The 22703-nt window shown below is 43.8% G+C and carries 22 protein-coding genes; 16 read left to right on the top strand and 6 right to left on the bottom strand.

Annotated elements, in window-relative coordinates:
- Positions 1-14: 14 nt before the first annotated feature.
- Positions 15-449 (bottom strand): thioredoxin TrxC, encoded by a 435-nt coding sequence (gene trxC, locus AB6F11_RS04710; RefSeq protein ID WP_017060125.1) that lies wholly within the window; start codon positions 447-449, stop codon positions 15-17.
- A gap of 122 nt (positions 450-571) precedes the next feature.
- On the opposite strand from trxC, the gene AB6F11_RS04705 reads away from it, so the two are divergent.
- The 5 genes from AB6F11_RS04705 (at position 572) to AB6F11_RS04685 (ending at position 4588) form a co-directional block, all read left to right on the top strand.
- On the top strand, positions 572-1669 hold the full coding sequence (locus AB6F11_RS04705; RefSeq protein WP_102394370.1) for a ketoacyl-ACP synthase III: 1098 nt from the start codon (positions 572-574) through the stop codon (positions 1667-1669).
- Between the two features lie 22 nt (positions 1670-1691).
- Positions 1692-2156 (top strand): GNAT family N-acetyltransferase, encoded by a 465-nt coding sequence (locus AB6F11_RS04700; RefSeq protein WP_029235379.1) that lies wholly within the window; start codon positions 1692-1694, stop codon positions 2154-2156.
- Positions 2157-2253: 97 nt separating this feature from the next.
- Positions 2254-3486 (top strand): glycosyltransferase, encoded by a 1233-nt coding sequence (locus AB6F11_RS04695; protein ID WP_104216036.1) that lies wholly within the window; start codon positions 2254-2256, stop codon positions 3484-3486.
- A gap of 209 nt (positions 3487-3695) precedes the next feature.
- Positions 3696-4157: a YeeE/YedE family protein gene (locus AB6F11_RS04690; protein WP_010429747.1), complete on the top strand. Its 462-nt coding sequence runs from the start codon at positions 3696-3698 to the stop codon at positions 4155-4157.
- A complete protein-coding gene (locus tag AB6F11_RS04685; protein ID WP_016787649.1) occupies positions 4157-4588 on the top strand; it encodes a YeeE/YedE family protein in 432 nt (143 codons plus the stop codon). The genes AB6F11_RS04690 and AB6F11_RS04685 overlap by 1 nt, the downstream gene beginning before the upstream one ends.
- A 163-nt stretch (positions 4589-4751) precedes the next feature.
- On the opposite strand, the gene AB6F11_RS04680 is transcribed toward AB6F11_RS04685, so the two are convergent.
- Positions 4752-5627 carry an endonuclease/exonuclease/phosphatase family protein gene (locus AB6F11_RS04680; RefSeq protein ID WP_017064569.1) on the bottom strand — a complete coding sequence of 292 codons (876 nt, stop codon included), beginning with the start codon at positions 5625-5627 and terminating at the stop codon, positions 4752-4754.
- Positions 5628-5930: 303 nt separating this feature from the next.
- On the opposite strand from AB6F11_RS04680, the gene nrdD reads away from it, so the two are divergent.
- The 5 genes from nrdD to AB6F11_RS04655 all read left to right on the top strand — a co-directional run bounded on the left by nrdD (position 5931) and on the right by AB6F11_RS04655 (position 12752).
- A complete protein-coding gene (gene nrdD / locus AB6F11_RS04675; protein ID WP_102394372.1) occupies positions 5931-8051 on the top strand; it encodes an anaerobic ribonucleoside-triphosphate reductase in 2121 nt (706 codons plus the stop codon).
- 155 nt (positions 8052-8206) lie between these two features.
- Positions 8207-8674, top strand: a complete 468-nt coding sequence (gene nrdG, locus AB6F11_RS04670; protein ID WP_104216037.1) for an anaerobic ribonucleoside-triphosphate reductase-activating protein — start codon at positions 8207-8209, stop codon at positions 8672-8674.
- A 265-nt stretch (positions 8675-8939) separates the two neighbouring features.
- Positions 8940-10124: an amino acid aminotransferase gene (locus AB6F11_RS04665; protein WP_104216038.1), complete on the top strand. Its 1185-nt coding sequence runs from the start codon at positions 8940-8942 to the stop codon at positions 10122-10124.
- A gap of 11 nt (positions 10125-10135) precedes the next feature.
- The gene (locus AB6F11_RS04660; protein WP_017069095.1) at positions 10136-10822 is read left to right on the top strand and encodes an ATP-dependent zinc protease; all 687 of its coding nucleotides are present in this window, start codon (positions 10136-10138) and stop codon (positions 10820-10822) included.
- Positions 10823-11144: 322 nt separating this feature from the next.
- A complete protein-coding gene (locus AB6F11_RS04655; protein ID WP_080582218.1) occupies positions 11145-12752 on the top strand; it encodes an ABC-F family ATPase in 1608 nt (535 codons plus the stop codon).
- A gap of 137 nt (positions 12753-12889) precedes the next feature.
- Here the strand turns inward: AB6F11_RS04655 and AB6F11_RS04650 are convergent, their stop codons facing one another.
- Together AB6F11_RS04650 and AB6F11_RS04645 are read right to left on the bottom strand one after the other, a co-directional pair.
- On the bottom strand, positions 12890-13414 hold the full coding sequence (locus tag AB6F11_RS04650; RefSeq protein ID WP_102394374.1) for a hypothetical protein: 525 nt from the start codon (positions 13412-13414) through the stop codon (positions 12890-12892).
- A 98-nt stretch (positions 13415-13512) separates the two neighbouring features.
- The gene (locus AB6F11_RS04645) at positions 13513-13905 is read right to left on the bottom strand and encodes a YgiW/YdeI family stress tolerance OB fold protein (protein WP_104216039.1); all 393 of its coding nucleotides are present in this window, start codon (positions 13903-13905) and stop codon (positions 13513-13515) included.
- 302 nt (positions 13906-14207) lie between these two features.
- Here AB6F11_RS04645 and AB6F11_RS04640 point away from each other — a divergent pair, with 302 nt between their 5' ends.
- The 4 genes from AB6F11_RS04640 to modC are packed head-to-tail and all read left to right on the top strand — an operon-like array spanning position 14208 to position 18291.
- Complete coding sequence (locus AB6F11_RS04640; protein WP_104216040.1) at positions 14208-15674, top strand: cobyric acid synthase; 1467 nt, start codon at positions 14208-14210, stop codon at positions 15672-15674.
- Between the two features lie 56 nt (positions 15675-15730).
- Complete coding sequence (modA, locus tag AB6F11_RS04635; RefSeq protein ID WP_017060111.1) at positions 15731-16489, top strand: molybdate ABC transporter substrate-binding protein; 759 nt, start codon at positions 15731-15733, stop codon at positions 16487-16489.
- Positions 16490-17188, top strand: coding sequence for a molybdate ABC transporter permease subunit (gene modB, locus AB6F11_RS04630; RefSeq protein WP_017060110.1), 699 nt, complete (start codon positions 16490-16492; stop codon positions 17186-17188).
- Positions 17185-18291 carry a molybdenum ABC transporter ATP-binding protein ModC gene (gene modC, locus AB6F11_RS04625; protein WP_017067812.1) on the top strand — a complete coding sequence of 369 codons (1107 nt, stop codon included), beginning with the start codon at positions 17185-17187 and terminating at the stop codon, positions 18289-18291. Before modB ends, modC begins: the two co-directional genes overlap by 4 nt.
- Before the next feature lie 311 nt (positions 18292-18602).
- Here modC and AB6F11_RS04620 read toward each other — a convergent pair whose 3' ends face one another.
- Positions 18603-19040 carry a DUF3069 domain-containing protein gene (locus AB6F11_RS04620; protein WP_017060108.1) on the bottom strand — a complete coding sequence of 146 codons (438 nt, stop codon included), beginning with the start codon at positions 19038-19040 and terminating at the stop codon, positions 18603-18605.
- Between the two features lie 131 nt (positions 19041-19171).
- On the opposite strand from AB6F11_RS04620, the gene AB6F11_RS04615 reads away from it, so the two are divergent.
- Both AB6F11_RS04615 and AB6F11_RS04610 read left to right on the top strand, forming a co-directional pair.
- Positions 19172-20143: a diguanylate cyclase gene (locus AB6F11_RS04615; RefSeq protein ID WP_170791831.1), complete on the top strand. Its 972-nt coding sequence runs from the start codon at positions 19172-19174 to the stop codon at positions 20141-20143.
- A gap of 78 nt (positions 20144-20221) precedes the next feature.
- The gene (locus tag AB6F11_RS04610; protein ID WP_029235232.1) at positions 20222-21232 is read left to right on the top strand and encodes a Solitary outer membrane autotransporter beta-barrel domain; all 1011 of its coding nucleotides are present in this window, start codon (positions 20222-20224) and stop codon (positions 21230-21232) included.
- A gap of 144 nt (positions 21233-21376) precedes the next feature.
- Here the strand turns inward: AB6F11_RS04610 and AB6F11_RS04605 are convergent, their stop codons facing one another.
- A complete protein-coding gene (locus AB6F11_RS04605; protein WP_104216041.1) occupies positions 21377-22618 on the bottom strand; it encodes a GGDEF domain-containing protein in 1242 nt (413 codons plus the stop codon).
- Positions 22619-22703: the final 85 nt, after the last annotated feature.

Genomic DNA, 22703 nt, shown 5'->3' with positions numbered 1-22703 from the left:
CTTAACCAATAGTATTACTTAGTTAGTGCTTGATTAAGCCACTGATCAAATTGACCTTTTGGCAGTGCACCGTTAATCGTATCAACACGTTGACCGTTCTTGAACACCATCACCGTTGGGATGCTTCTGATTTGATACATAGCCGCCAGTTGCTGTTGAGCTTCGGTATCAATTTTAACAAATCGAACATCGCCAGCGCGCTCTTTAGCGACATCGCTAAATACAGGTGCGAAACCTACACATGGGTTGCACCATGTCGCCCAAAAATCGACAACGACAGGCTGTGAACTGTTCAAAATTGATTGGAAATTCAGTGACGTACCTTCGATTGGTGCACCGTCTAGAAGTGCGTTTTTGCACTTACCACAAGTAGGGCTTTCTGAAATTCTTTCTGAAGGAACTCGGTTTACGCCACCGCAAGAAGGGCAACGTGTGTTGAATGTAGACATAACTTTCTCTTTTTATTGCGTCTCCGTGCCTAACGCGATTTACGAATCATGTACGGAACGCTTATACTGTTTAAAACAAGAATAAGATACTCAAATAAAAACAAACAATAAACAGGTAAATGATGACAAAATTTTACGCTGAAATTACGGGCTGGGGAAAGTGTCTGCCACCAGCCGTGCTATCCAATGATGATTTAAGCACTTTCATTGATACGTCTGACGAGTGGATTCGTACTCGAACTGGTATCGAAAATCGTCGTATCAGTCATGTAAATACCTCTGAGCTAGCGACCGTTGCTGCTCAACATGCAATGGCGTGTGCTGGTTTAACAGCCGAAGATATCGATCTTGTGATCGTAGCGACGTGCAGTCCAGACTCTCTTATTCCAAATACCGCGTCTAAAGTTCAACAGAACTTAGGCATCAAGAGCGCAGCAGCTTTTGACCTTAATGCAGCGTGTACAGGCTTTATCTACGGTGTTGAAACAGCAACTCGATTGATTCAAGCGGGCAACTACCGCAATGCGATCGTTGTGGGTGCAGAGCGTCTTTCATTCTTCATCGATTGGACCAAGCGTGATACTGCGGTTTTATTCGGTGATGGCGCTGGCGCTGTGGTTTTATCGCGTACTGAAGAACAAGTGGGTTTACAAGAAGCTCAAATCGGTTGTGACGCAGAGGGCCGTGACATTCTAGCAGTACCAAAATTCGGTACGTCTATGGACCGCTTTGCTGCTGATAACGGTTACTGGGATTTTGATTTCGTTGGTAAAGAGATCTTCAAGCGTGCAGTGAAAGGAATGGGCGCTGCAGCACATACAGTATTGAGTCGCACTGGCACCTCAACTGAAAACATCGATGTTGTGATTCCGCACCAAGCGAACATCCGAATTATTCAAACTCTGTGTGATATGGCGGGCATTGAACGTGAGAAAGCGTTTGTGAACATTCAAAACTACGGCAACACATCGGCTGCGACTGTGCCGATTGCATTGTGTGAATCGTTAGAGCAAGGCTTTGTTAAACCTAACTCAAACATTCTTGTGGCGGCATTCGGTGCCGGTTTAACTTGGGGGGCAGGCCATATTAAGTGGGGTAGCCGTGTTGAGCCGTTAGGTCAATCGGACGCTAAGCTTCCAGAAGCAGATAGCTCGGCATTAGAACTTCTAGAGAGAGCCATTTTACACTGTAAAACGCGTCCTAATTCTGAGAATGAGTAGCAGCATGGCCCAAGTTCGTTTTATGACAGAAGCCGACCTCGATGGAGCGGCTTTAGTTCACCAAGCTACTTTTGTTCGACAGCAAAACTCAAAAAATTGGTTACAATGTAACTTAAATGCTGCGCCACGCTTTCTTAACTTTGTTGCTGAAAGCGATGGCGAGATTGTCGGCTACATTATTTGGGTTCAAAAGAGTGGGTTTAGGCCTGAAGCTGTTTTGGAGCTAGAACAACTTGCTGTGTTACCGAGTGCTCAGGGGCAAGGATTGGGCAAAAAGCTGATTCTAGACTCTTTGCCTCAAGTGAAGCAGAAGCTATCAGAGCAGGGCTCGACACTAAAACATGTATTAGTGACCACCAGAGCAGATAACTTTGCACAAAAGCTCTATCAGTCGACATTGGGCGCTCAAGTCGAAACCACGATTTCAAACTTTTACTCAGCCGATGAAGTGCTTATGATAGCTCGCAATGTAGGTGAACGAATCTGATCGCTGAGTTCTTAGAACCATTATTATCAGCGGCATAACTCGATTAACGTTTTATTAGGGGCTTCTGTGGCCCTTTTGTTATTTCTTAGGAAGTATTTTGAAGAAAGTTTTAGCAATTGGCTACGTTTGGCCAGAACCGAATTCATCTGCGGCTGGCAGCCATATGATGTCTCTTTTACGTCTATTTAAGAGACAAGGTTGGTCAGTTGAATTTGCAACACCCGCTCAAGAAACCGAGCACATGATTGATCTCTCTGAAGAGGGCATCACAAGCCAATCTATACAGTTAAATTGCGATAGCTTTGACGATTACATTGAAGAGCTGCAGCCCGATGTTGTGATGTTTGACCGTTTTATGATGGAAGAGCAATTCGGCTGGCGCGTCGAGAAGGTATGTCCCAATGCCTTTAAGCTACTGGATACTGAAGATTTACAATTCCTACGCAATGCTCGACATGAAGCTGTTAAGAAAGAGACAGAGTTAACGAAAGAGCACCTGTACAGTGACTTGGCGAAACGTGAAATCGCTGCAATCCTGCGCTGTGATCTTTCGTTGATCATCTCAAGTTACGAGATGGAATTGCTCCAATCTGAGTTCAATATCGATCCAAAACTATTACATCACCTGCCGTTCATGGTTGATCTCAACACGTTGCCTGAAAGTACGAAAAGCTTTGAAGAACGTAAGCATTTCATGACGATAGGTAATTTTAGACATGCGCCTAACTGGGATGCAGTGCTTCAGTTACAGAAGATTTGGCCGAAGATTCGTAAGCAGTTGCCTGATAGTGAACTTCATATTTACGGATCTTATCCGCCGCCGAAAGCAACCGCTTTGCATAATCCAAAAACCGGTTTCCATATCAAAGGTTGGGCGAAAGACGCTCAAGAAGTGATGGAGCAGGCTCGTGTGTGTGTTGCACCTTTACGATTTGGCGCAGGCATTAAAGGCAAGTTACTTGATGCGATGAAGCTACAGACTCCGAACGTGACCAGTGAAATCGGCAGCGAAGGCATGTTGCCACAAGGAGAACTGCAATGGCCAGGTGCGGTTGCTGATGATATCGACGAATTTGTTGAAGCTGCAGTTGCCCTTTATAAAGATGAAGAGAAGTGGCTTAAGGCACAAAGCCGATGTCATTCAATCCTTGAAGCGCACTACGAGCAGAATAAACTGGGCGACACATTGATTGAGCGATTGATTGCGTTAGAGTCGGATCTTGAATCTCATCGACTGGATAACTTCTTTGGTTCGATGCTCAAACACCACAGCATGGCGAGCACGAAGTATATGTCCCAGTGGATAGCTGAAAAGAACAAGACTAAGTAGCTTACATAATACAACCAATACAACCGAATTAAATCATAAGCCCTTAGGTTAACGCCTAGGGGCTTTTTTCATGCAGGGCGCTTGTTAATTCCAGACTTACAAAACGACACATACTCGCAGTACATTAGCATTGACTAATTTATATTTATTAGTAAACTCTAATTTATAGGTTGTTATGAGTTTATGATGTTTGTGGATAGGAGAGGTTTGTGCTTAGTTTGATTCCTTGGGATGCTTTTTTCGGCGGCATGTTGTTAGGCGTGTCGGCCATTGTTTTAATGTTGGGGATTGGTCGAGTTGCTGGCATTAGTGGCATTGTCAGCCGATTATTGCCAACTGGCACCAGCAACAAAGAACGTAAAGATGCGGATACAGCAAACACCGAAAAACACTGGCGTATCGCCTTTGTTGTGGGAATGGTCGCAAGTGGTTGGCTATTAATTCCGACGGGCTACCAACTTCCGCAGTTAGAAGAGATGAATCTCGCTTTAGTGATTATTGCTGGCCTTCTGGTGGGCTTTGGTACTAAAACAGCGAACGGTTGTACTAGCGGGCATGGCATTGTCGGAATGGCTCGTTTATCTAAACGTTCTATTGTTGCGACCTGTGTATTTATGGGTGTGGCAATCGTAACCGTGTTTATCAAGAATCTGACTGGCTTGGGGGCATAATGAAAAACGCTTCATTTACTATCGTTATCGGTTTGGTCGCAGGTATTCTTTTTGGCTCTGGCATGATCATCTCAGGGATGGTTGATCCTGAGAAGGTACTCGGCTTCTTAGACATTACCGGTAACTGGGACATTAGTTTGGCATTCGTCATGGGTGGCGCGCTATTGGTCTTTGCTCCGTTTTATCATCTGGTCATTAAAAAGCGCGCTAAAGCCATCAATGGCGAGCCGTTAGATAGCCGTAACAATCCGTTGATAGACAGAAAGCTGATTCTTGGATCTACAGCGTTTGGCTTAGGCTGGGGGATTGCAGGCTTTTGCCCAGGCCCTGCGGTAACCAGCCTAAGTGGCGGCAACCCGACGGTGTGGGTGTTTATGATAAGCATGCTGGTGGGAATGTGGCTGGCGGATCGTATGAACAAAACGTGTTAGTAGCAAGCTTATAGCTGATTACATTGGCTTTGACGTTATCCGTTCTGAGCTGACCAAGCATAGAGGTTGACTCGCTTTCAGCACGAAAGTCAGTCAGCCTCTTTCTATATTTACTGTTTCTATTATTTTCAGTTATCTACAATCTGCTGTTATCTAAAATCTACTATTTAATAGTCGTTGAAACTGGACAGTGGTCGCTGAGTTTGTAGTCCAGAACATCTTGTGTTTCAAATACCTTCTGCTTTGCAGGAGAAGCATTTAGCGACTCACTCACCACAATATGATCAATAACAGAGCGGAACTGATGTGTGCGATAATTGTTGCGGTTAGAGCGTACCTTACAATCTGCACGGGTCTTTCGTGTCGCTAACTGCGCATCAGTATATTGTGATAACTCTTTCCACATCCAATCTCGTGAGTAAGCGAGGTTATGGTTAAAGTCGCCAAGAATGGCGTAGTCTTCGTTATTGCGCTCTCTTTGCTTTATCCACTTGTTCAGTTGCTGAGCTTGCTCTTTTAAACGAGAGCAATCGCGGTTGGACTTATACGCTCCGCTACAACCTGCCTTTAAATGCACAGACAACATGTGAATGGGTTTAAAGTTTGTTTCTACAACGATATAGCTGGCAAACCTAAGTTTACTGTTGGATGTGGTTTCAAGCGGAAAGTCAGCGTAGTCGGTGAGGGCTACTCCTTTACGAACTGCAAATCCCGTGTATTGGTTCACTTCTTTAAATTGGCGGTTGCTGTTCTTAGATAGTGCCCGGTCAGACATCAATATCTTGTATTGATCACCAGCCACACGCTGAATGGCATTTACGTTATCGACTTCTTGAAACGCAACCACGTCTGCGTCTAAGGATTGAAAATAAGTTGCGAGTTTGTCGAAATCAGCTTGATCACGTTTGTCAGAAAACTTATTCACAGCCTCGTTGGTTGATAACCATTCGATATTCCAACTGGATATGGTCAAAGGTTCAGCAAATGTCTGGCTACTGAGTAAGCAGCCTAACATTATCCAGTTTTGAAGTCGTTTCATGCCAAATATCCCTAATTTTGTCTGCCAATATTGATGAGCCGTTATCCTACAACACTTACCAAAAATTCAACTCTTTTTAGGAGTTTTTTTATTGTTACATTGTTTCTTTTCGACTTGAGAACTAGCGTAATAATATTGAATTGATCTTAGTCAGCGTTCTCTTTTTATTGATCCAAATCAATACTCAAAGTTGGTGGTTCTCGTTAAATACGCCACAATATCTAGTGTTAGTTAAACGATAAATCGCTCTATATAGTGTGTTTGTGGATAAGTCTGTGAATACCTCAAGAGTAAGGAGAAGTGGTGAAATCAATCGTAATCAAGCGTGATGGCTCAAGAGCTCCATTCAGTAGAGATCGCATCCAAGCTGCAGTGGAAGCAGCATCAGACAAAGCCGATAAGGAAATTGCTATTTATGCACTGAATGTGGCATTAGCAGTTGAGTTGAAGCTCGAAGACTACGATGAAGTTCATATCTCTGAAATTCAAACCATGGTCGAGAACGAGCTAATGCAGGGACCATACAAGTCTCTGGCTCGTGCCTACATTGAATATCGTCATGACCGCGACATCGCCCGTGAGAAGCAAAGCGCTTTAACTCGTGAGATCGAAGGTTTGATCGAAGAAAGCAACGTTGATCTAATCAATGAAAACGCGAACAAAGATGGCAAAGTAATCCCAACTCAGCGTGACCTGCTGGCGGGTATCGTGGCTAAACACTATGCGAAAACTCACATTTTGCCACGTGATATCGTACATGCTCACGAATGTGGTGATATTCACTACCACGATCTAGACTACGCACCGTTCTTCCCAATGTTTAACTGCATGCTTATCGATCTGAAAGGCATGTTAACGCATGGCTTCAAGATGGGTAACGCGGAAATCGACACACCTAAGTCTATTTCTACGGCGACAGCGGTAACCGCGCAGATCATCGCGCAAGTGGCGAGTCACATCTACGGCGGCACAACGATTAACCGCATCGATGAGGTTCTTGAACCTTACGTTATGGCGAGCTACGAGAAGCACTTATCGCTAGCGAAAGAGTGGGACATTCATAGCCCAGAAGCTTTTGCTATCTCTCGCACAGAGAAAGAGTGTTACGACGCGTTCCAATCTCTGGAGTACGAAGTAAACACGCTGCACACCGCTAATGGTCAAACACCATTCGTGACGTTTGGTTTTGGTTTAGGTGAAAGCTGGGGCTCGAAATTGATTCAGCAATCAATCTTGAAAAACCGCATTGCAGGTTTGGGTAAGAACCGTAAAACAGCCGTGTTCCCTAAACTGGTATTTGCGATCAAAGATGGTTTGAACCACCAGAAGCAAGATCCAAACTACGACATCAAGCAATTAGCGCTAGAGTGTGCGTCTAAGCGTATGTACCCAGACATTCTTAACTACGACAAAGTAGTAGAAGTGACAGGGTCATTTAAAACTCCTATGGGTTGTCGTAGCTTCTTGAATACTTACGAAGAAAATGGTGAGTTGATTCACGAAGGCCGTAACAACTTAGGTGTTGTTAGCTTGAACTTGCCACGTATTGCGATTAACGCAAAACAAGATATGGCTAAGTTCTACGAACTGCTTGATGATAAACTCAAGCTGGCTCGTCGTGCATTAGAAACTCGTATTTCTCGTCTAGAAAACGTGAAAGCACGTGTTGCTCCAATCCTATACATGGAAGGTGCATGTGGCGTTCGCTTGAAAGCAGACGACTCTATCGCTGATATCTTTAAGAACGGCCGTGCTTCTGTTTCTCTTGGTTACATTGGTATCCACGAAGCAATGACTGCGCTTTACGGTACTGACGTTCACCTGTACGACGATGGCGAAATGCGTGCTAAAGCGCTTGAGCTGGTGGAGTACATGAAGCGTGAAGTGGAATCTTGGACGAAAGAGACAGGTTACGCATTCAGCCTATACGGCACACCAAGTGAAAACCTATGTAGCCGTTTCTGCAGCATCGACACCAAAGAGTTTGGTGTGATTGATGGCGTAACAGACCGTGGTTACTACACCAACAGCTTCCACTTAGATGTGCAGAAGACAGTGAACCCATACGACAAGATCGATTTCGAGATGCCTTATCCTGAAATTTCTAGCGGTGGTTTTATCTGTTACGGCGAATTCCCGAACATGCAGAAGAACATCGAAGCACTAGAAAACGTATGGGATTACAGCTACACACGTGTTCCTTACTACGGCACTAACACACCGATTGATGAGTGTTACGAATGTGGTTACAACGGTGAGTTCGACTGTACAAGTAAGGGCTTTACGTGTCCTAAATGTGGCAACCATGACTCAACCAAAGTATCGGTGACGCGCCGTGTTTGTGGTTACCTTGGTAGCCCAGATGCACGACCATTTAACTTCGGTAAGCAAGAAGAAGTTAAACGCCGCGTGAAGCATCTTTAGTAAGCTCTAAGATTATTAGCTAGCTTACTTAGAAGAGCTACGTTTCAAGAAATATGTTTGGTATCGGCGCTATGTCGATACCAATTCATTTGTTTCAACTCTCGCTACTTTTCGAGTTAAACCATTAAGCCATCACGAGTTTTCAATACTGCCTTATGAATTATCACCAATATCACCCAATCGACGTTGTAAATGGCCCTGGAACACGCTGCACTTTGTTTGTGTCGGGTTGTGTACACCAGTGTCGCGGGTGTTATAACCAATCAACGCAAAGGTTGGACTCCGGGCATTTGTTTACTCAAGAACTGCAAGACCACATTATCGCTGATCTCAATGATCCGCGAATTAAGCGTCGTGGCTTGTCACTTTCTGGTGGTGATCCTTTGCATCCTGCAAACGTATCTGAAGTGCTTAAGCTTGTTCAACGCGTAAAAGCAGAATGTGAAGGCAAAGACATCTGGATGTGGACGGGTTACGAGCTCGATGAGCTTGATGAAAAGCAAAAGCAAGTACTTGAATACGTAGATACTTTGATTGATGGTCGTTTTGAACAAGATAAAGCGGATCCAATGTTGGATTGGCGTGGTAGTTCAAACCAAATCATCCATCGGTTCCGACTCTAGTAGACTTTCGTTAGTTAACGTCAACCTACATTAGTGCAAATTAGTAGCCTCAGCTTCTCTGTTGAGGCTTTTTTATTTTATGACGTTCTAAATTTGTAAATTGATTGAATATTGAACTATATGGAATAGGGAATATTAGATTGCACCAGTCTCAACTAGAGTTATCTCCTAAAAATCAAAACTTTGATGAATTTCTGTTTCTTAAATTGTAAATAAAATGATAACTTGGAGGCCATTACTTGAATTTCAAAGGGTTGTGACTTTCATGTTTTCACATCTACCAAAACCAACTTTAGATCCAATTTTATCTCTTTCTGTCGCTTACCGTGGCGACCCTCGTACTGACAAAGTCGATTTAGGTATTGGCGTTTACAAAAACGACCAAGGCGAAACACCTATCATGAAAGCCGTTTCTATGGCTCAAGATATCGTTGTTGAAACGCAGAAAACCAAAGCTTACGTTGGCCTAGCAGGCTGTGAAGAGTTCAACCAGAGCATGGTTGATCTGCTGCTTAAAGGGACTTCTGCAATGGATCGCGTTGCTGCGATTCAAACACCGGGTGCAAGTGGTGCACTTCGCATGTTGGGTGACTTAATGAAAGTTTCTCAACCAGACACCACGGTTTGGATTTCAAACCCAAGCTACGTTAACCACAAACCGGTGATGGAAGCGGCAGGCTTAAAAGTTCGATATTACAATTACTTCAGTCCTGAAACGAAGCAAGTTGATACTGCAAGAATGTTGGATGACCTTTCAAAAGCGGGTCCATCAGATGTGGTACTACTGCACGGTTGCTGTCATAACCCAACGGGTGCGGATATCGACTTTGAGGCGTGGCAGGAAATTACCAAACTATCGCAGAAAAATGGCTTCTTGCCGTTCGTTGATATTGCTTACCAAGGCTTTGGTGATGGCTTAGAAGAAGACGCAAAAGGTCTTCAACACATGGCTAACAACGTCGAAGAGATGTTGATTACGACATCTTGCTCGAAGAACTTCGGTTTATACCGTGAAAGACCGGGTGCCGCTATCGTGATTGGCAAAAACAGCGAACACGTTGGCAATGCTAAAGGTAAGCTTCTAACGCTTGCTCGTTCAACTTACACAATGCCGCCAGATCATGGTGCAGCTTTGGTTAAAACAATTCTTCAGAATCAAGAGCTAACCTCGATTTGGAAGCAAGAATTGAGTGAAATGCAGCAACGTTTGTTGAATCTGCGCCAAAGTTTATGTGATGAATTGCGAAATACTTATAACACGTCACAATTTGACTTCATTGAAAGCCATAAAGGCATGTTTAGTGTACTAGGCTTTAAAGAAACTCAAATGAATCAATTACGTGAAGAATATGGAGTCTATGGTGTTGGTGATGGACGCATCAATATCGCAGGCCTTTCCGAATCTCATATTCCTTATGTAGCAAAAGCGATAGCAAACGTTTCAAAATAGAAGGTGACTGAATGTATAATTGGAAAGCGATTGTAGTTTTAATGCTAAGTGGTGGCCTGTTTGCTTGTTCGGCTACAACTCAAGCTCCTGTTGAGCCAGAGCAAAAGCCTCAAATCGAACAACCTGTTGTGGATGACTCTTCAAAAACTGACGCAACAGAAGGCGAGAAAGTAACGGAACCTACTGAGAAGCCTGAAGAAGTAAAACCAACTGAGCCGGAAGTAAAACCTGCACCTGTTGAAAAACCAGTAGAGAAGGTTAGAAAAACAAGTGACGGCAAACTGATTCTTGGTGAAGAAGAGTGGGTGTTTGTTCCTGGTTTAAAAGAAGCGTTTAAAGCACGTGTCGATACCGGTGCAACAACCTCTTCAATCAGTGCAGTTGATATTGTTGATTTTGAACGTGACGGCAAAGACTGGGTTAAGTTCAAGATTGAACACGACGGAATTACAACTGAAGAGATCAGCTTACCAGTAGAACGCTGGGTTAAGATCAAGCAATCAAGCGCAGAAGGCACACAACGACGCGCTGTGGTTGTAGCTTCGATTCAAATTGGCGATCTAAAAGACAAAACTGAATTTACGCTAGCCGACCGAACGCATCTTTCTTTCCCACTTCTGTTGGGTAGAAGCTTCTTTAGAGATGTTGCGGTTGTCGACGTGAGCAAAAAATACGTTCAGAAGAAAATTACTAAATAACAAGTTCTGCTCGTCATCAAAGCTTTTCGTTTGAAGAGCTATAGTTTCAAAGGTGACGAGCTTAAAAGACTTTTAGTGTTGATAAATGAAATCCCTACCAGTTCTGCTGGTGGGGATTTTTTATTTACACCCCATAACGTATGAAAAGCATCTAAATGGTCTATGTTTACTATTCGTTTACTGTTTAGCCTCGACAACGTGATCGAGATCTCTATATAATCCGCGCTTCGATTTTTGTTTAATCCATACTTTCGTACTTCTTATTTAGGTTCTTGAAATAGCCTAATAATTATCTGTCAGTACACGCTTAGGAATTAGTTCTTTGATATCTACCGCGAACATCACAATGCAATTTGGCGCAGAGCCGCTGTTTGAAAACATCTCTGCTAAATTTGGTAACGGCAACCGTTATGGTTTGATCGGCGCTAATGGTTGCGGCAAATCAACGTTCATGAAAATCCTAAGTGGCGCATTAACGCCAAGCTCGGGCAACGTTTCTATCACTCCAGGAGAAAAGCTGGGTGTGCTAAGCCAAGATCAGTTCGCTTTCGAACAGTACAGCGTTATCGACGTTGTGATCATGGGCGACAGAAAGCTGTGGGAAGTAAAACAAGAACGTGACCGCATTTACTCTTTGCCAGAAATGAGCGAAGACGATGGCATGAAAGTCGCTGAGCTTGAAAGCGAATTCGCGGAAATGGATGGCTACACAGCAGAAAGCCGTGCTGGCGACATCCTAATTCAAGCGGGTATTGAAGAAGAGTTCCATTTCGGCTTGATGCAGCAAGTAGCTCCAGGTTGGAAACTGCGTGTGCTATTGGCACAAGCTCTGTTTGCAAACCCAGATATCCTGCTTCTTGATGAACCAACCAACAACTTGGACATTCACACGATCAACTGGCTTGCTGAAGAGCTAAACCAGCGTAAATGTACAATGATCATCATTTCGCACGATAGACACTTCCTGAACTCTGTGTGTACACACATGGCAGACATCGACTACGGTGAGCTACGTGTTTACCCTGGTAACTACGAGTACTTCCTAGAAGCATCAGGCTTGATTCGTGAGCAACTTCTAGCAAGTAATGCTAAGAAAGCGGCTGAAATCAGTGAGCTTCAAGATTTCGTAAACCGTTTTGGTGCTAACGCATCTAAAGCAAAACAAGCAAGCTCTCGCGCTAAGAAAATGGACAAAATCACGCTTGATGAAGTGAAATCATCGAGCCGTATGAGCCCATCTATTGATTTTGGTGAAGGTAAGAAACTGCACCGTCAAGCGCTTGAACTTCAAGACCTTGGTCACGGCTTCGATGGCGAAACATTGTTTGCCGGTGGTAACTTGCTGCTTGAAGCGGGTACTCGTCTTGCGGTTATCGGTGAGAACGGTGTAGGTAAAACCACGCTGCTACGTTGCCTAGTTCAAGAGCTAGAGCAAAACGAAGGTATCGTAAAATGGTCTGAAAACGCATCTGTAGGCTACTGCCCACAAGATAGTACGTCTGACTTTGATAACGACCTGAGCATCTTCGATTGGATCTCACAATGGCGCACAGTGAAGCACGATGACCTTATGGTACGTGGCATTCTAGGTCGCCTATTGTTTACTGCTGACGATGCGAACAAAAAAGCGCGTAACTGTTCTGGTGGTGAGAAGAACCGTCTGTTATTCGGCAAGCTAATGATGCAAGACATCAACGTGCTTGTAATGGACGAACCAACCAACCACATGGACATGGAAGCAATCCAAGCCCTGAACGACGCGTTGAAGGTTTACACTGGCACGCTTATCTTCGTAAGCCATGACCGAGAGTTCGTTTCTTCATTAGCAACACACATCATCGATGTAAAAGATCAACAGCTAGTGAGCTTCCAAGGTACTTATGAAGAGTACTTAGATCACCAGAAAAAGATGCTGATGGTTAGCTTATAAAGCAAGTCGCTGGCTCAGGTCGTGAACGACTAAAAGCCAGCGAAACTAACAAACAAAAAAGCCCCGAACATTAATATGTTCGGGGCTTTTCTATGTAATACGTTTAGCTATTTATTACTCAGTAATTGAAATCTAGATTAGAATCCGAATCGAGCCGACATTAAGATTTGGTGGCCATATGTGCCGTTATTGCGCATATCAAGACCAACAGACAGTTGATCAGTTGAATGGAAACGAGCACCGATACCCAAAATTGAACGAGTGTCATCGTTGTCGATCAGTTGACCAAGGCGTGCGTTAACTTCAACGTTTGCCATTAACCAAGCTCTCAAGCCAATGTTGATTTCTGTTTTGATGTGGTTATCGTCATTACGTTCAATGTTGTGCAGTAACATTTGGCCAGTAACGTCAGCAAATTGATTTATTGGGCCGTTGAATCCCATACCTACCGCTGCATCCCAATCACTTTCAAATTCTGAATCGATACGAGCAACAAAGTGAGAGTTCTGAGTGAACATTGTTGTGACTTCACCACCGAAAGTACTTGGGCTAGTACCCATGCGCAGCTCGAATGTGTTGTAGTTAAAGTTGTTTGCAGACGCAGAGAATGAACACAGTGCAGCGAGTCCTAAAAGGACAGTCTTATTCGTGCAACCTAGCATGGTGACTCCATATAAATTGTATTTTGCGGCAGTATAATACAAAAAAGCCTGCAATATGCAGGCCAATTATTTGAAGTCGGTATTTTTATATTAATCGCTTATAGAATCTGGATGTGGTCCACTTCGATTTCAGGTGTCTTACCACCTTCATATTCACCGAAGATACGAACTTTTGTATCAGCGGTCAGTGGTTGTGCTAGGCGGATATCATCATCAAGTTCGATTTGAATTTCACTCTGGCCATCAGAGAAGACAAACGTGTCATTCTTAAGTTGACGAACGATCTTGCCATCCACAATTGCTTCTTGCTCTGCGAACATGCTTGTGTCGGCAAGTAGTGTTGCAACAGAAACGGTTTCAATTGGGCCAGTATAAGCAATAGCGCTTTCGTGCTTGCTGTTGACATTATTATTGCTGTTGTGGTCACTAGCCATTGCGAAAGTAGGAGCAAGGATAATAGTAGATGCGATAGCTAATACAGTTTTTTTCATGGTGAATCCCTTAATGTTGTTTTTAGTAGAAACGTTTTTCTGAATTTGAAACGTTTCTTTTCGTTAGTACGTTTTTTGTTGAAGCGCCTGTTATCGTTCACAAGCTTCGTTTCGATGGAGCTATTAAACAACACTGGGGTTGAATCCAGAGTGAGTAACACATTCATTTTCCATTCATTTTATTGAGCATCTACTCGGCAATGACGTTAAGATGGTCGCAGAGAAATATTGCCCACAGCTATAAATTGAAAATTAAGAAATTAAGAAATTAAGAAATTAAGAAATTAAGGATTTAAGTACAAATGCGAGCACCATTAAGTGCCCTTATGGTTCAAGGGACAACGTCAGATGCCGGAAAAAGTGTTTTGGTGGCAGGTTTATGCCGTGTTTTGGCAAGGAAAGGAATCAAAGTGGCACCTTTTAAGCCACAAAACATGGCGTTGAACAGTGCTGTGACAAAAGATGGTGGCGAAATTGGCCGTGCTCAAGCGGTTCAGGCGCAAGCTTGTAATATAGAGCCAACCGTTCACATGAACCCTGTATTGCTAAAGCCCAACTCAGATACCGGCGCGCAAGTGATTTTGCAAGGCCGAGCGCTGAGCAACATGGAAGCGACGGGTTATCATGATTACAAGAAAGTGGCGATGGATACAGTTATCGATTCGTTTGACCGACTTTCTGAAGAATATGAAAGCGTGATGATTGAAGGTGCGGGGAGCCCAGCCGAAATCAATCTTCGTGAAAATGATATCGCTAACATGGGATTTGCTGAGAAAGCGGACATCCCTGTGATCATCGTTGCTGATATTGACCGTGGTGGCGTTTTTGCGCATCTCTACGGGACATTAGCTCTATTGTCTGAATCTGAACAAGCTCGTGTAAAAGGCTTTGTGATAAATCGTTTTAGAGGCGATATCGCACTGCTTCAATCTGGCCTAGATTGGCTAGAGGAAAAAACCGGCAAGCCTGTGATTGGTGTGTTGCCATATCTGCATGGTTTTAACTTAGAAGCGGAAGATGCCATTACCTCTGCTCAAGAGTCTTACGGAGAAGCTAAGCTTAAGGTGGCGGTGCCAGTGCTAACCCGAATCAGCAACCATACAGACTTTGACGCGTTAAGATTGAATCCTTCGATTGATTTACGTTATGTCGGTAAAGGCGAACGTGTAAACAATGCTGATTTAATTATCTTGCCGGGTACAAAGTCGGTAAGAGCAGATTTGGATTACCTAAAAGAACAAGGCTGGGATAAAGATATTCAACGCCACCTGCGCTTAGGCGGCAAAGTGATGGGTATCTGCGGTGGCTACCAAATGTTAGGTAACATCATCCACGATCCTGATGGCGTTGAAGGGGAACCCGGCAGCAGCGAAGGGTTAGGGTATCTGGATACTGAAACGACCCTTACACAGCAGAAAACCTTAACCAACGTACGCGGCACCATGACGCTGGATGGCAAAACAGCACAAGTAAAAGGGTATGAAATCCACGTAGGTAGGACTGATGTCAAAGAAACAGCCTTACCGGTTCAGTTAGAATCTGGCAGCCTAGATGGCGCTGTGAATCAAGATAACTCGATTTTTGGTACTTACTTGCATGGCGTATTCGACAACAGTGATGCGTTGTCGCTTATTTGCGAATGGGCAGGAGCCAACGATATGACCGCGATTGACCACGAACAGCTTAAAGAGCTGGGTATTAATCGAATCGCTGATGCCATCGAAGAGTACTTAAATCTTGATCTGCTTTGGCCAGAGTTAACAGCTTAAGCCGCCATTTAGAAGTTAGCTAAAGAACTTAAACGAACAATAGATAAGTGATAACAATGAAAAAGCGAGTCTTCCTTTTAACCATGGCTTTAACTTCGGCATTGAGTTCTAGTCATCTTTTTGCTGCGGAAAAGCTACGAGTTTACGCTGCATCGTCGATGACCAATGCGGTTAATCTGTTGGTTGAAGAGTTTGAGAAAGACCATTCTGTCGATGTGATTCCTGTGTACGCGAGTACATCGTCTTTGGTGCGACAAATCGAAAGAGGAGCACCAGCAGACATTTTTATCTCGGCAAATGAGAAATGGATGACGCATTTAGTCGATCGTAAATTGGTTTATAGTGACAATGTCACAAACCTATGTGAAAACGAACTGGTGCTGATTGCTCCTAAAGAGACATCGGTAACGTTAGACCTATCAAAAGGTGAACAATGGGCTAAACTGCTTACTAATGAAAGGCTTGCAGTGGGTAACACCATGTCGGTTCCTGCTGGTATCTATGCAAAAGAAGCGTTAGAAACGTTAGGTGTATGGGACGATGTGAAAACTCGATTGGCACCAAGTAACAATGTTCGTATGGCCTTAGCCTTAGTCGAGCGCAGTGAAGCTAAGCTTGGCATTGTCTACAAAACGGATGCGTTGCTTTCTAAAGAAGTAAACCTAGTGTCGACCTTCCCATCAGATCTGCACACACCAATACGTTACCCTGTAGCGAAGTTGAGTGATAAAGTTGTGGCAGAAGAGTTCTATACTTTCCTAAAGAGCGAAAAAGCGAAAGACACCTTGAACAGTTTTGGATTTGAAGTGCGTTAAATGATGTATTTATCGGAATACGAATACCAAGCCTTAATGCTGAGCTTAAAAGTCGCTGGGTTTGCAATCTTATGGCTTATCCCTATCGGTATTGGCTTAGCATGGCTACTTGCTAAGAAACAATTTGTAGGTAAGAGCATTGTTGAGAGTATTGTCCATTTACCTTTGGTACTTCCACCTGTGGTTATTGGCTATTTACTGCTAGTGATGATGGGCAGGCAAGGTATCATAGGTTCGTGGCTCAATGACGTGTTTGGTATTGTATTCAGCTTTAGCTGGAAGGGCGCGGCACTCGCTTGTGTGGTTGTGGCGTTGCCGCTGATGGTTCGCTCTATTAGATTGAGCCTAGAAACCGTAGACAGTAAGCTTGAAGAGGCGGCTGCTACATTAGGCGCTTCACCTCTTCGTGTGTTTTTCACGATCACTTTACCCTTGATGATCCCAGGGGTCATTACCGGCACCATGCTTTCATTCGCAAGAAGCCTAGGGGAGTTTGGCGCGACCATCAGCTTCGTTTCAAATATTCCCGGTGAAACTCAAACCATTCCTTTGGCTATGTATACCTTTATTGAAACCCCTGGCGCTGAAATGGAAGCCGCGCGTTTGTGTGTCATTTCTATTGTGATAGCGCTGGGTTCATTGATGCTATCTGAGTGGCTCAACAAAAAGTCAGCACAACGCTTGGGAGGCAATGCATGAGTGCTTTGATCCTCCAATATCAACAACAACTTGGTGAAACGTTCTTTGATATCGACTTGGAATTACCAAGTAGCGGCATTACGGCAATTTTTGGTCGTTCTGGCGCGGGTAAAACCTCACTTATCAATGCAATCAGTGGCCTTAAACAGCCCGATAAAGGTCTGATCAGCGTATCTGGAACCACACTGTTCGATAGTGAAAATGGCATTAATTTGCCGACTCACAAACGCAACGTCGGTTATGTGTTCCAAGAGTCGCGATTGTTTCCACATATGAAGGTGGCAGCGAACCTTAAATACGGTATGAAAAGCGTCGATCAAGCGCACTTTGAGCAAATAGTCTCGCTGTTGTCTTTGGGTTCATTGCTTGACCGATACCCAGCTCGTTTGTCTGGCGGTGAGAAGCAACGTGTGGCGATTGGCCGCGCTTTGTTATCAAAGCCGAGCATTTTGTTGATGGATGAGCCTTTAGCGTCTCTCGACTTGCCTCGTAAGCGCGAAGTGATGCCATTTCTGGAAAACTTATCCGAAACCGTCCAAATACCGATCATCTATGTCACTCATAGCCTCAATGAAATTTTACGCTTGGCAAATCACCTTGTGATTATTGACCAAGGCAAAGTGATTTCGTCGGGTGTGACGGAAGAGGTGTGGGCATCGAGAGCCATGCAACCTTGGCAATCTTTCTCAGAGCAAAGCTCGTTGTTTGAAGCGACATTAGCGGAACACAATGACGATTATGCGCTGTCTCGCCTGATGCTAGGAAAGTCGACGTCGTTATGGGTTCAGAAAGTATCGAGTGAGCTTGGTACGACAGTGAGGCTGCAAGTTAGGGCAAATGATGTCTCTATCACGCTAGAACGGCCGAAAGGGACTTCTATACGTAACATCCTTCCTGTCACCATTAAAAGCGTAGAGACGCACCAACAAGGCACAAATAAGCAGAGTGTCGCGGTCGAGCTAGAGTTAGAGTCTGGGTGCTACCTATGGGCAACCATTACATTGTGGGCGCTGGATGAGTTAAATCTAGAAATCGGGCAGCGTGTTTACGCTCAAATTAAAGGTGTGAGTGTCGCTCAAAGAGATATCGCGGTAACGCATTAAACCTGACAAGGTCAGTTTTTCGATATTGTCGCGATACTGCCTGTTATAGGTTCTGAAAATTCGATCTTGATTCCATGAATGGATACATGCGTCATTTTTATACGGTATAACTGCCAGTTTTGCGCCACACTATATGAATGTTAAAGCATATGATTTGTCGAATCATATGAACATTAGCAACAAGAACATACAGACGTAACGATCGACGAACAGAAAATAGCGGATATAAAAAAGCCGCGTGTTTAAAGAAACATGCAGCTTAATTCTAAGTAGTACTGTTAGCGCTTAGCCTAGTTTAGGCGACTAGCGACTTACTTAGTAAAAACTTCTTTGAAATCACGCTTCAAGATTGCATCACGACGAGCTTTCTTGATTTGTTTAACCATGTCTTTTACACAGTTGTGTAGAACTTGGTCTAGCAGTTGAGCACGGTACTCTTCTTTTTCTTCGTCAGACATGTCTTCTGGAAGTTTAAGAGTAGGGAACTCTTCCATCACGTTAACACCAGCGAAAGCTTGGCTAACTGAGATTAGAGCGTGGAACTGCTCGAAGTTGTCTAAAACATTTTGTGCGCTTGCTGGAAGACTATCCCAAGCTTCGCGTACTGCTTCTTCAGACACTTCGTGAATAGAAGTAACCATAAAGTGCATCTCTTTTGGTACGCCATCAAATTCGATAACTTGACGAAGTTCTGGTGAGATGGTGGTTAAATCGATTTCTTGTTGTTCGTTGTTTGTAGCGTCTGACATAGTATTTCTCTTTAAAAAGAAACAATGCTAAAAAGATCTGTAAAAAAGTCAATATAATATAGAGATTAGGGCATGATTTAAGCCCAAATTTGAGCTACTTTGAATATTCAACACTAGATAAAGGTGATGTGATGATAGAAAAGGGATCTTCAATGCGCATATTGCTGGTTGATGACGTTCAACTAGACAGGATGCAACTTGCTATCCGACTCAAGCAACTGGGTCATATTGTAGAAGCTGTCGGTAGCGGAAAAGAAGCCCTGAGTGTTTATTCTGATTTTGATCCTGAACTCGTGTTACTTGATATCAGCATGCCTGATATGGATGGTTTTGAAGTGGCGAATGAGGTTCGAAGCCGATTCCCAGAATGGGTTCCCATCATCTTTCTTAGTGGTCACGAAGAACCTGAGATGATCGCAAAAGCGATTGACGCTGGTGGCGATGATTACCTGATCAAGCCAGTAAACAAGGTTGTTTTGAATTCTAAGCTGATTGCGATGCAACGTATCGCGCACATGAGACGAGAGCTAAAACAGAGCACAGCCAAACTCGAAGAACTGAACATCCTTCTGCAGCAACAAGCCAACGAAGATGGCCTGACCAAATTGTATAACCGTCGATATATGGATACTAAGCTTGAAGAGAGCATAGCGTGGCACGGAAGACGTAATATATCCATGACAGTCATACTTCTAGATGTAGACTTCTTTAAGCCTTACAACGATAATTATGGTCATATTCAAGGGGATAAGTGCTTACAAGGGCTTGCTAATACCTTGAAACAGCTGTTTGTTCGTGCGGGAGAATTTGTAGGTCGTTATGGCGGTGAAGAGTTTGTTCTGATTCTTAGCGATACAGACAGTGAAGGCGCTAAGGTACACGCGACTCGAGTTAAAGAGGCATTGCATGAGATGAACTACGCTCATGAACACTCAACGGTATCGGATAGAGTGACAGCGTCACAAGGTGTGTTGTCATTTGTGCCAGAAGGTGGCGAATCTATTGCGTCAATTTACGAAAAGGTCGATCAAGCGCTTTATCAAGCGAAGCAAAGTGGTAGAAATACCTTTGTACAACGTAACATTTTGGAGCTTGCGCGTTAGTTGGCGAGCTCTTTTAGATATTTGAATTTATACTTCTAATAGCGTTTGAGCTAGGAAGTGCTTTAAGTGATAAAAGAAATGCCACATTCGAAGTCATTTTCTATGACTAACACATCTTGGACGCTTGCGGTTCCTCTATTTTTTACCGCTTTGGCGACCACTGTTAATGCCAATACGCTATCTGATCTTTTTCGAAAGGATCTAGAGCAGAGCTTTGCCACCAGTGTATTGCTCAACGACACCGATGTTTTCACTTTTGGTATCAATAACTTTGACCCCAATAAAGTGTTTAGTTTGGACAATGAAGACATCGGTTCGAATGATTCGGTAAGTCGTCGCCAAAACATCACCTCCCTGAGTTTGCCTTACACATTTGAATTACCAAGTTACATCGAAGACAACCATCAAGAGGTGACGCTACGCTTGTCTGCATTGCGAATCGAGAACGATGTCGAGTACGCGGCAGCAAACAGAAACGATTTTCAAAAAGAGTCGGTAGTGTCTGGCTACGTCGAATTCGCGAATGTGTCCCAGCTAGACGAATATTGGAGCTTCAGCTCTGCAATCGGTAACCACATCTCTTACTACCGCAATGATTATGAATATCGCGCTTCGTTGCTAAAGCCTATTCAAGACCAACTGGATGGCGTATATCTCAATACTGATGCTTGGGCTTACATCATCGAGCCTAAAATCAAGCTGATGTACGAAGATAAGAATGACTGGGGAAAGTATAAATTGAGCACCAGTTGGCATTACTTTAATGGCATCGGCTGGGGCGAGGCGAATAATGGCAATGTCGGTCATCCTGAAGGGTGGTATATCGCCAATGAAGCCAAGGTTTTCTATGATCTCGTGCGTTGGGATAAGAACATCACTTCGATGTACTCGAGTATAAGACGAATTGATATTGGTGGTGACACCGTGGCATCTATGGGCACCACATCTTACTACGAGGGCAGTGTTGGTTGGTTGCTTAACCCAAACCTGTTTAATGAGTGGGTCGATAACGTGGGAATAGGTTTTACGATTAACTACGGAAGTAGCTTAAAAGGTGGCAGCTTGGTTATATTCTTCAACCAAGATTAAGCTCTTTTTTCCAGTTAAGCCCATACGGCCTCAAATCAATGAGGCTCGTTGAACTTGGAAGTGATAGTTATTGAAGCAGATCGCTATTAATGGCTTAAGCTATTTAGATCTCTAGCACTCAATATCTTTCGCTATCAACTATTGTTAACGGTCAATAGACAGTTTGTTTCGACCGGTTTCTTTCGCTTTATACAGCGCTTGGTCAGCAAGCTTCAACACCTCTTCAGGATGTCTGGTGGTTGTACTATCAGACAATCCAATACTCACCGTCACATTCACCACTTCCGATGGTTTGCCTTTCTTGCCACGCTTTTTCATACCCACTTCATGATCGTCGGGGCGTTCATGACTATTACGAATCGTCATGTCGTAGTTTTGAACCTCGGAAATCAGAGCTTGAAGGTGCTCTTTAACTTGTTCCGAATGTTTTCCTTTGAAGATAATCGTGAACTCTTCTCCACCATAGCGATAAGCTTTAGCACCGCCTGTGGTTTCCCTCAGAATGCGTGCCACCAGTTTTAACACATCGTCGCCAATGTCATGTCCGTAGGTATCGTTGAATTGTTTAAAGTGATCAATATCGACCATCGCCATCGAATACTTACGCCCCAAGTGCTTCATATCGACTTCTAAGGCGTGTCGACCGGGAATGTTAGTCAGTTGGTCGTTAAAGGCCATATCATGACTAGCAGACATCACATAGACGATGATCAGTGTGCCTGACAGCGAGAACATGGTGCTCGAGATGTACTGAATATCGAAGAAGATGAACGTACAAGAAGAAAGCAGGATAGCGCTATAAACCACAACATCGATAGAGCGGTTATACACCAACACGAGAATGGCAGTAAGGCCAAGCAAGCAAAGGCTATACAGCACTAAAACAAAAGGCAGTTTGGAGAAGTCTCTGACAATAAATAGAAGATCATCACTCCATGATTCAAAACCGCCGGCATGGAAGTGAGAGACGATCAATTGTGCCCACACCATAAACAGAACAAGAACGATGGCGTAGAGCAGCATCGACTTTGAGTTTACGCCGTTATCAGGGAAGGCATAAACAAGTAAGCAAGTGACAGGTACTAATGCCGCAAGTAACGAGAGCTCTAATAGCGTTGTGCCAGTATTGAGAGGCGTTTGTAAGCGAACTTGGATGATCAGATAAGCGACAAGCATGGTCACCGATACCATCGCCATTCGACCTTGTCTGAACGTATGGCATAGCAGAACCGCAACGCTCAATAAAATGTAAGGGAGGTTGCTAGCAAACCCTAAATTTGAGTCCGTCACGAGAATGACGTTGTCCATACCAACGAGCAAAATTGTTAACAGGACTAAAGGGAAGCAAAATCGAAACATGCTCGACGTTACAAAAGATGATGCCATTTATGTGGTGAGCCTAACTATATTGATGATCTTATTATTTAATACTTTGCGTAGGATACGGTTAAACAAGCGATTGCCAAGCTTT

Origin of the sequence: Vibrio sp. 10N.247.311.14, from assembly GCF_041467715.1 — a bacterium.
Taxonomy (GTDB): Bacteria; Pseudomonadota; Gammaproteobacteria; order Enterobacterales; family Vibrionaceae; genus Vibrio; species Vibrio crassostreae_C.
The sequence above is the reverse complement of the archived record's forward strand: the minus strand, read 5'-3'. Positions and strand labels throughout refer to the sequence as shown.

Coding starts and splice junctions, on each gene's coding strand:
- AB6F11_RS04685 (WP_016787649.1), top strand. CDS start 4,157: ATGAAAAACGCTTCATTTACTATCGTTATCGGTTTGGTCGCAGGTATT.
- AB6F11_RS04705 (WP_102394370.1), top strand. CDS start 572: ATGACAAAATTTTACGCTGAAATTACGGGCTGGGGAAAGTGTCTGCCA.
- modA (WP_017060111.1), top strand. CDS start 15,731: ATGAAAAAGCGAGTCTTCCTTTTAACCATGGCTTTAACTTCGGCATTG.
- AB6F11_RS04700 (WP_029235379.1), top strand. CDS start 1,692: ATGACAGAAGCCGACCTCGATGGAGCGGCTTTAGTTCACCAAGCTACT.
- nrdG (WP_104216037.1), top strand. CDS start 8,207: ATGAATTATCACCAATATCACCCAATCGACGTTGTAAATGGCCCTGGA.
- modB (WP_017060110.1), top strand. CDS start 16,490: ATGATGTATTTATCGGAATACGAATACCAAGCCTTAATGCTGAGCTTA.
- AB6F11_RS04650 (WP_102394374.1), bottom strand. CDS start 13,414: ATGCTAGGTTGCACGAATAAGACTGTCCTTTTAGGACTCGCTGCACTG.
- AB6F11_RS04645 (WP_104216039.1), bottom strand. CDS start 13,905: ATGAAAAAAACTGTATTAGCTATCGCATCTACTATTATCCTTGCTCCT.
- AB6F11_RS04620 (WP_017060108.1), bottom strand. CDS start 19,040: ATGTCAGACGCTACAAACAACGAACAACAAGAAATCGATTTAACCACC.
- modC (WP_017067812.1), top strand. CDS start 17,185: ATGAGTGCTTTGATCCTCCAATATCAACAACAACTTGGTGAAACGTTC.
- AB6F11_RS04610 (WP_029235232.1), top strand. CDS start 20,222: ATGCCACATTCGAAGTCATTTTCTATGACTAACACATCTTGGACGCTT.
- AB6F11_RS04665 (WP_104216038.1), top strand. CDS start 8,940: ATGTTTTCACATCTACCAAAACCAACTTTAGATCCAATTTTATCTCTT.
- trxC (WP_017060125.1), bottom strand. CDS start 449: ATGTCTACATTCAACACACGTTGCCCTTCTTGCGGTGGCGTAAACCGA.
- AB6F11_RS04640 (WP_104216040.1), top strand. CDS start 14,208: ATGCGAGCACCATTAAGTGCCCTTATGGTTCAAGGGACAACGTCAGAT.
- AB6F11_RS04680 (WP_017064569.1), bottom strand. CDS start 5,627: ATGAAACGACTTCAAAACTGGATAATGTTAGGCTGCTTACTCAGTAGC.
- AB6F11_RS04660 (WP_017069095.1), top strand. CDS start 10,136: ATGTATAATTGGAAAGCGATTGTAGTTTTAATGCTAAGTGGTGGCCTG.
- AB6F11_RS04605 (WP_104216041.1), bottom strand. CDS start 22,618: ATGGCATCATCTTTTGTAACGTCGAGCATGTTTCGATTTTGCTTCCCT.
- AB6F11_RS04615 (WP_170791831.1), top strand. CDS start 19,172: ATGATAGAAAAGGGATCTTCAATGCGCATATTGCTGGTTGATGACGTT.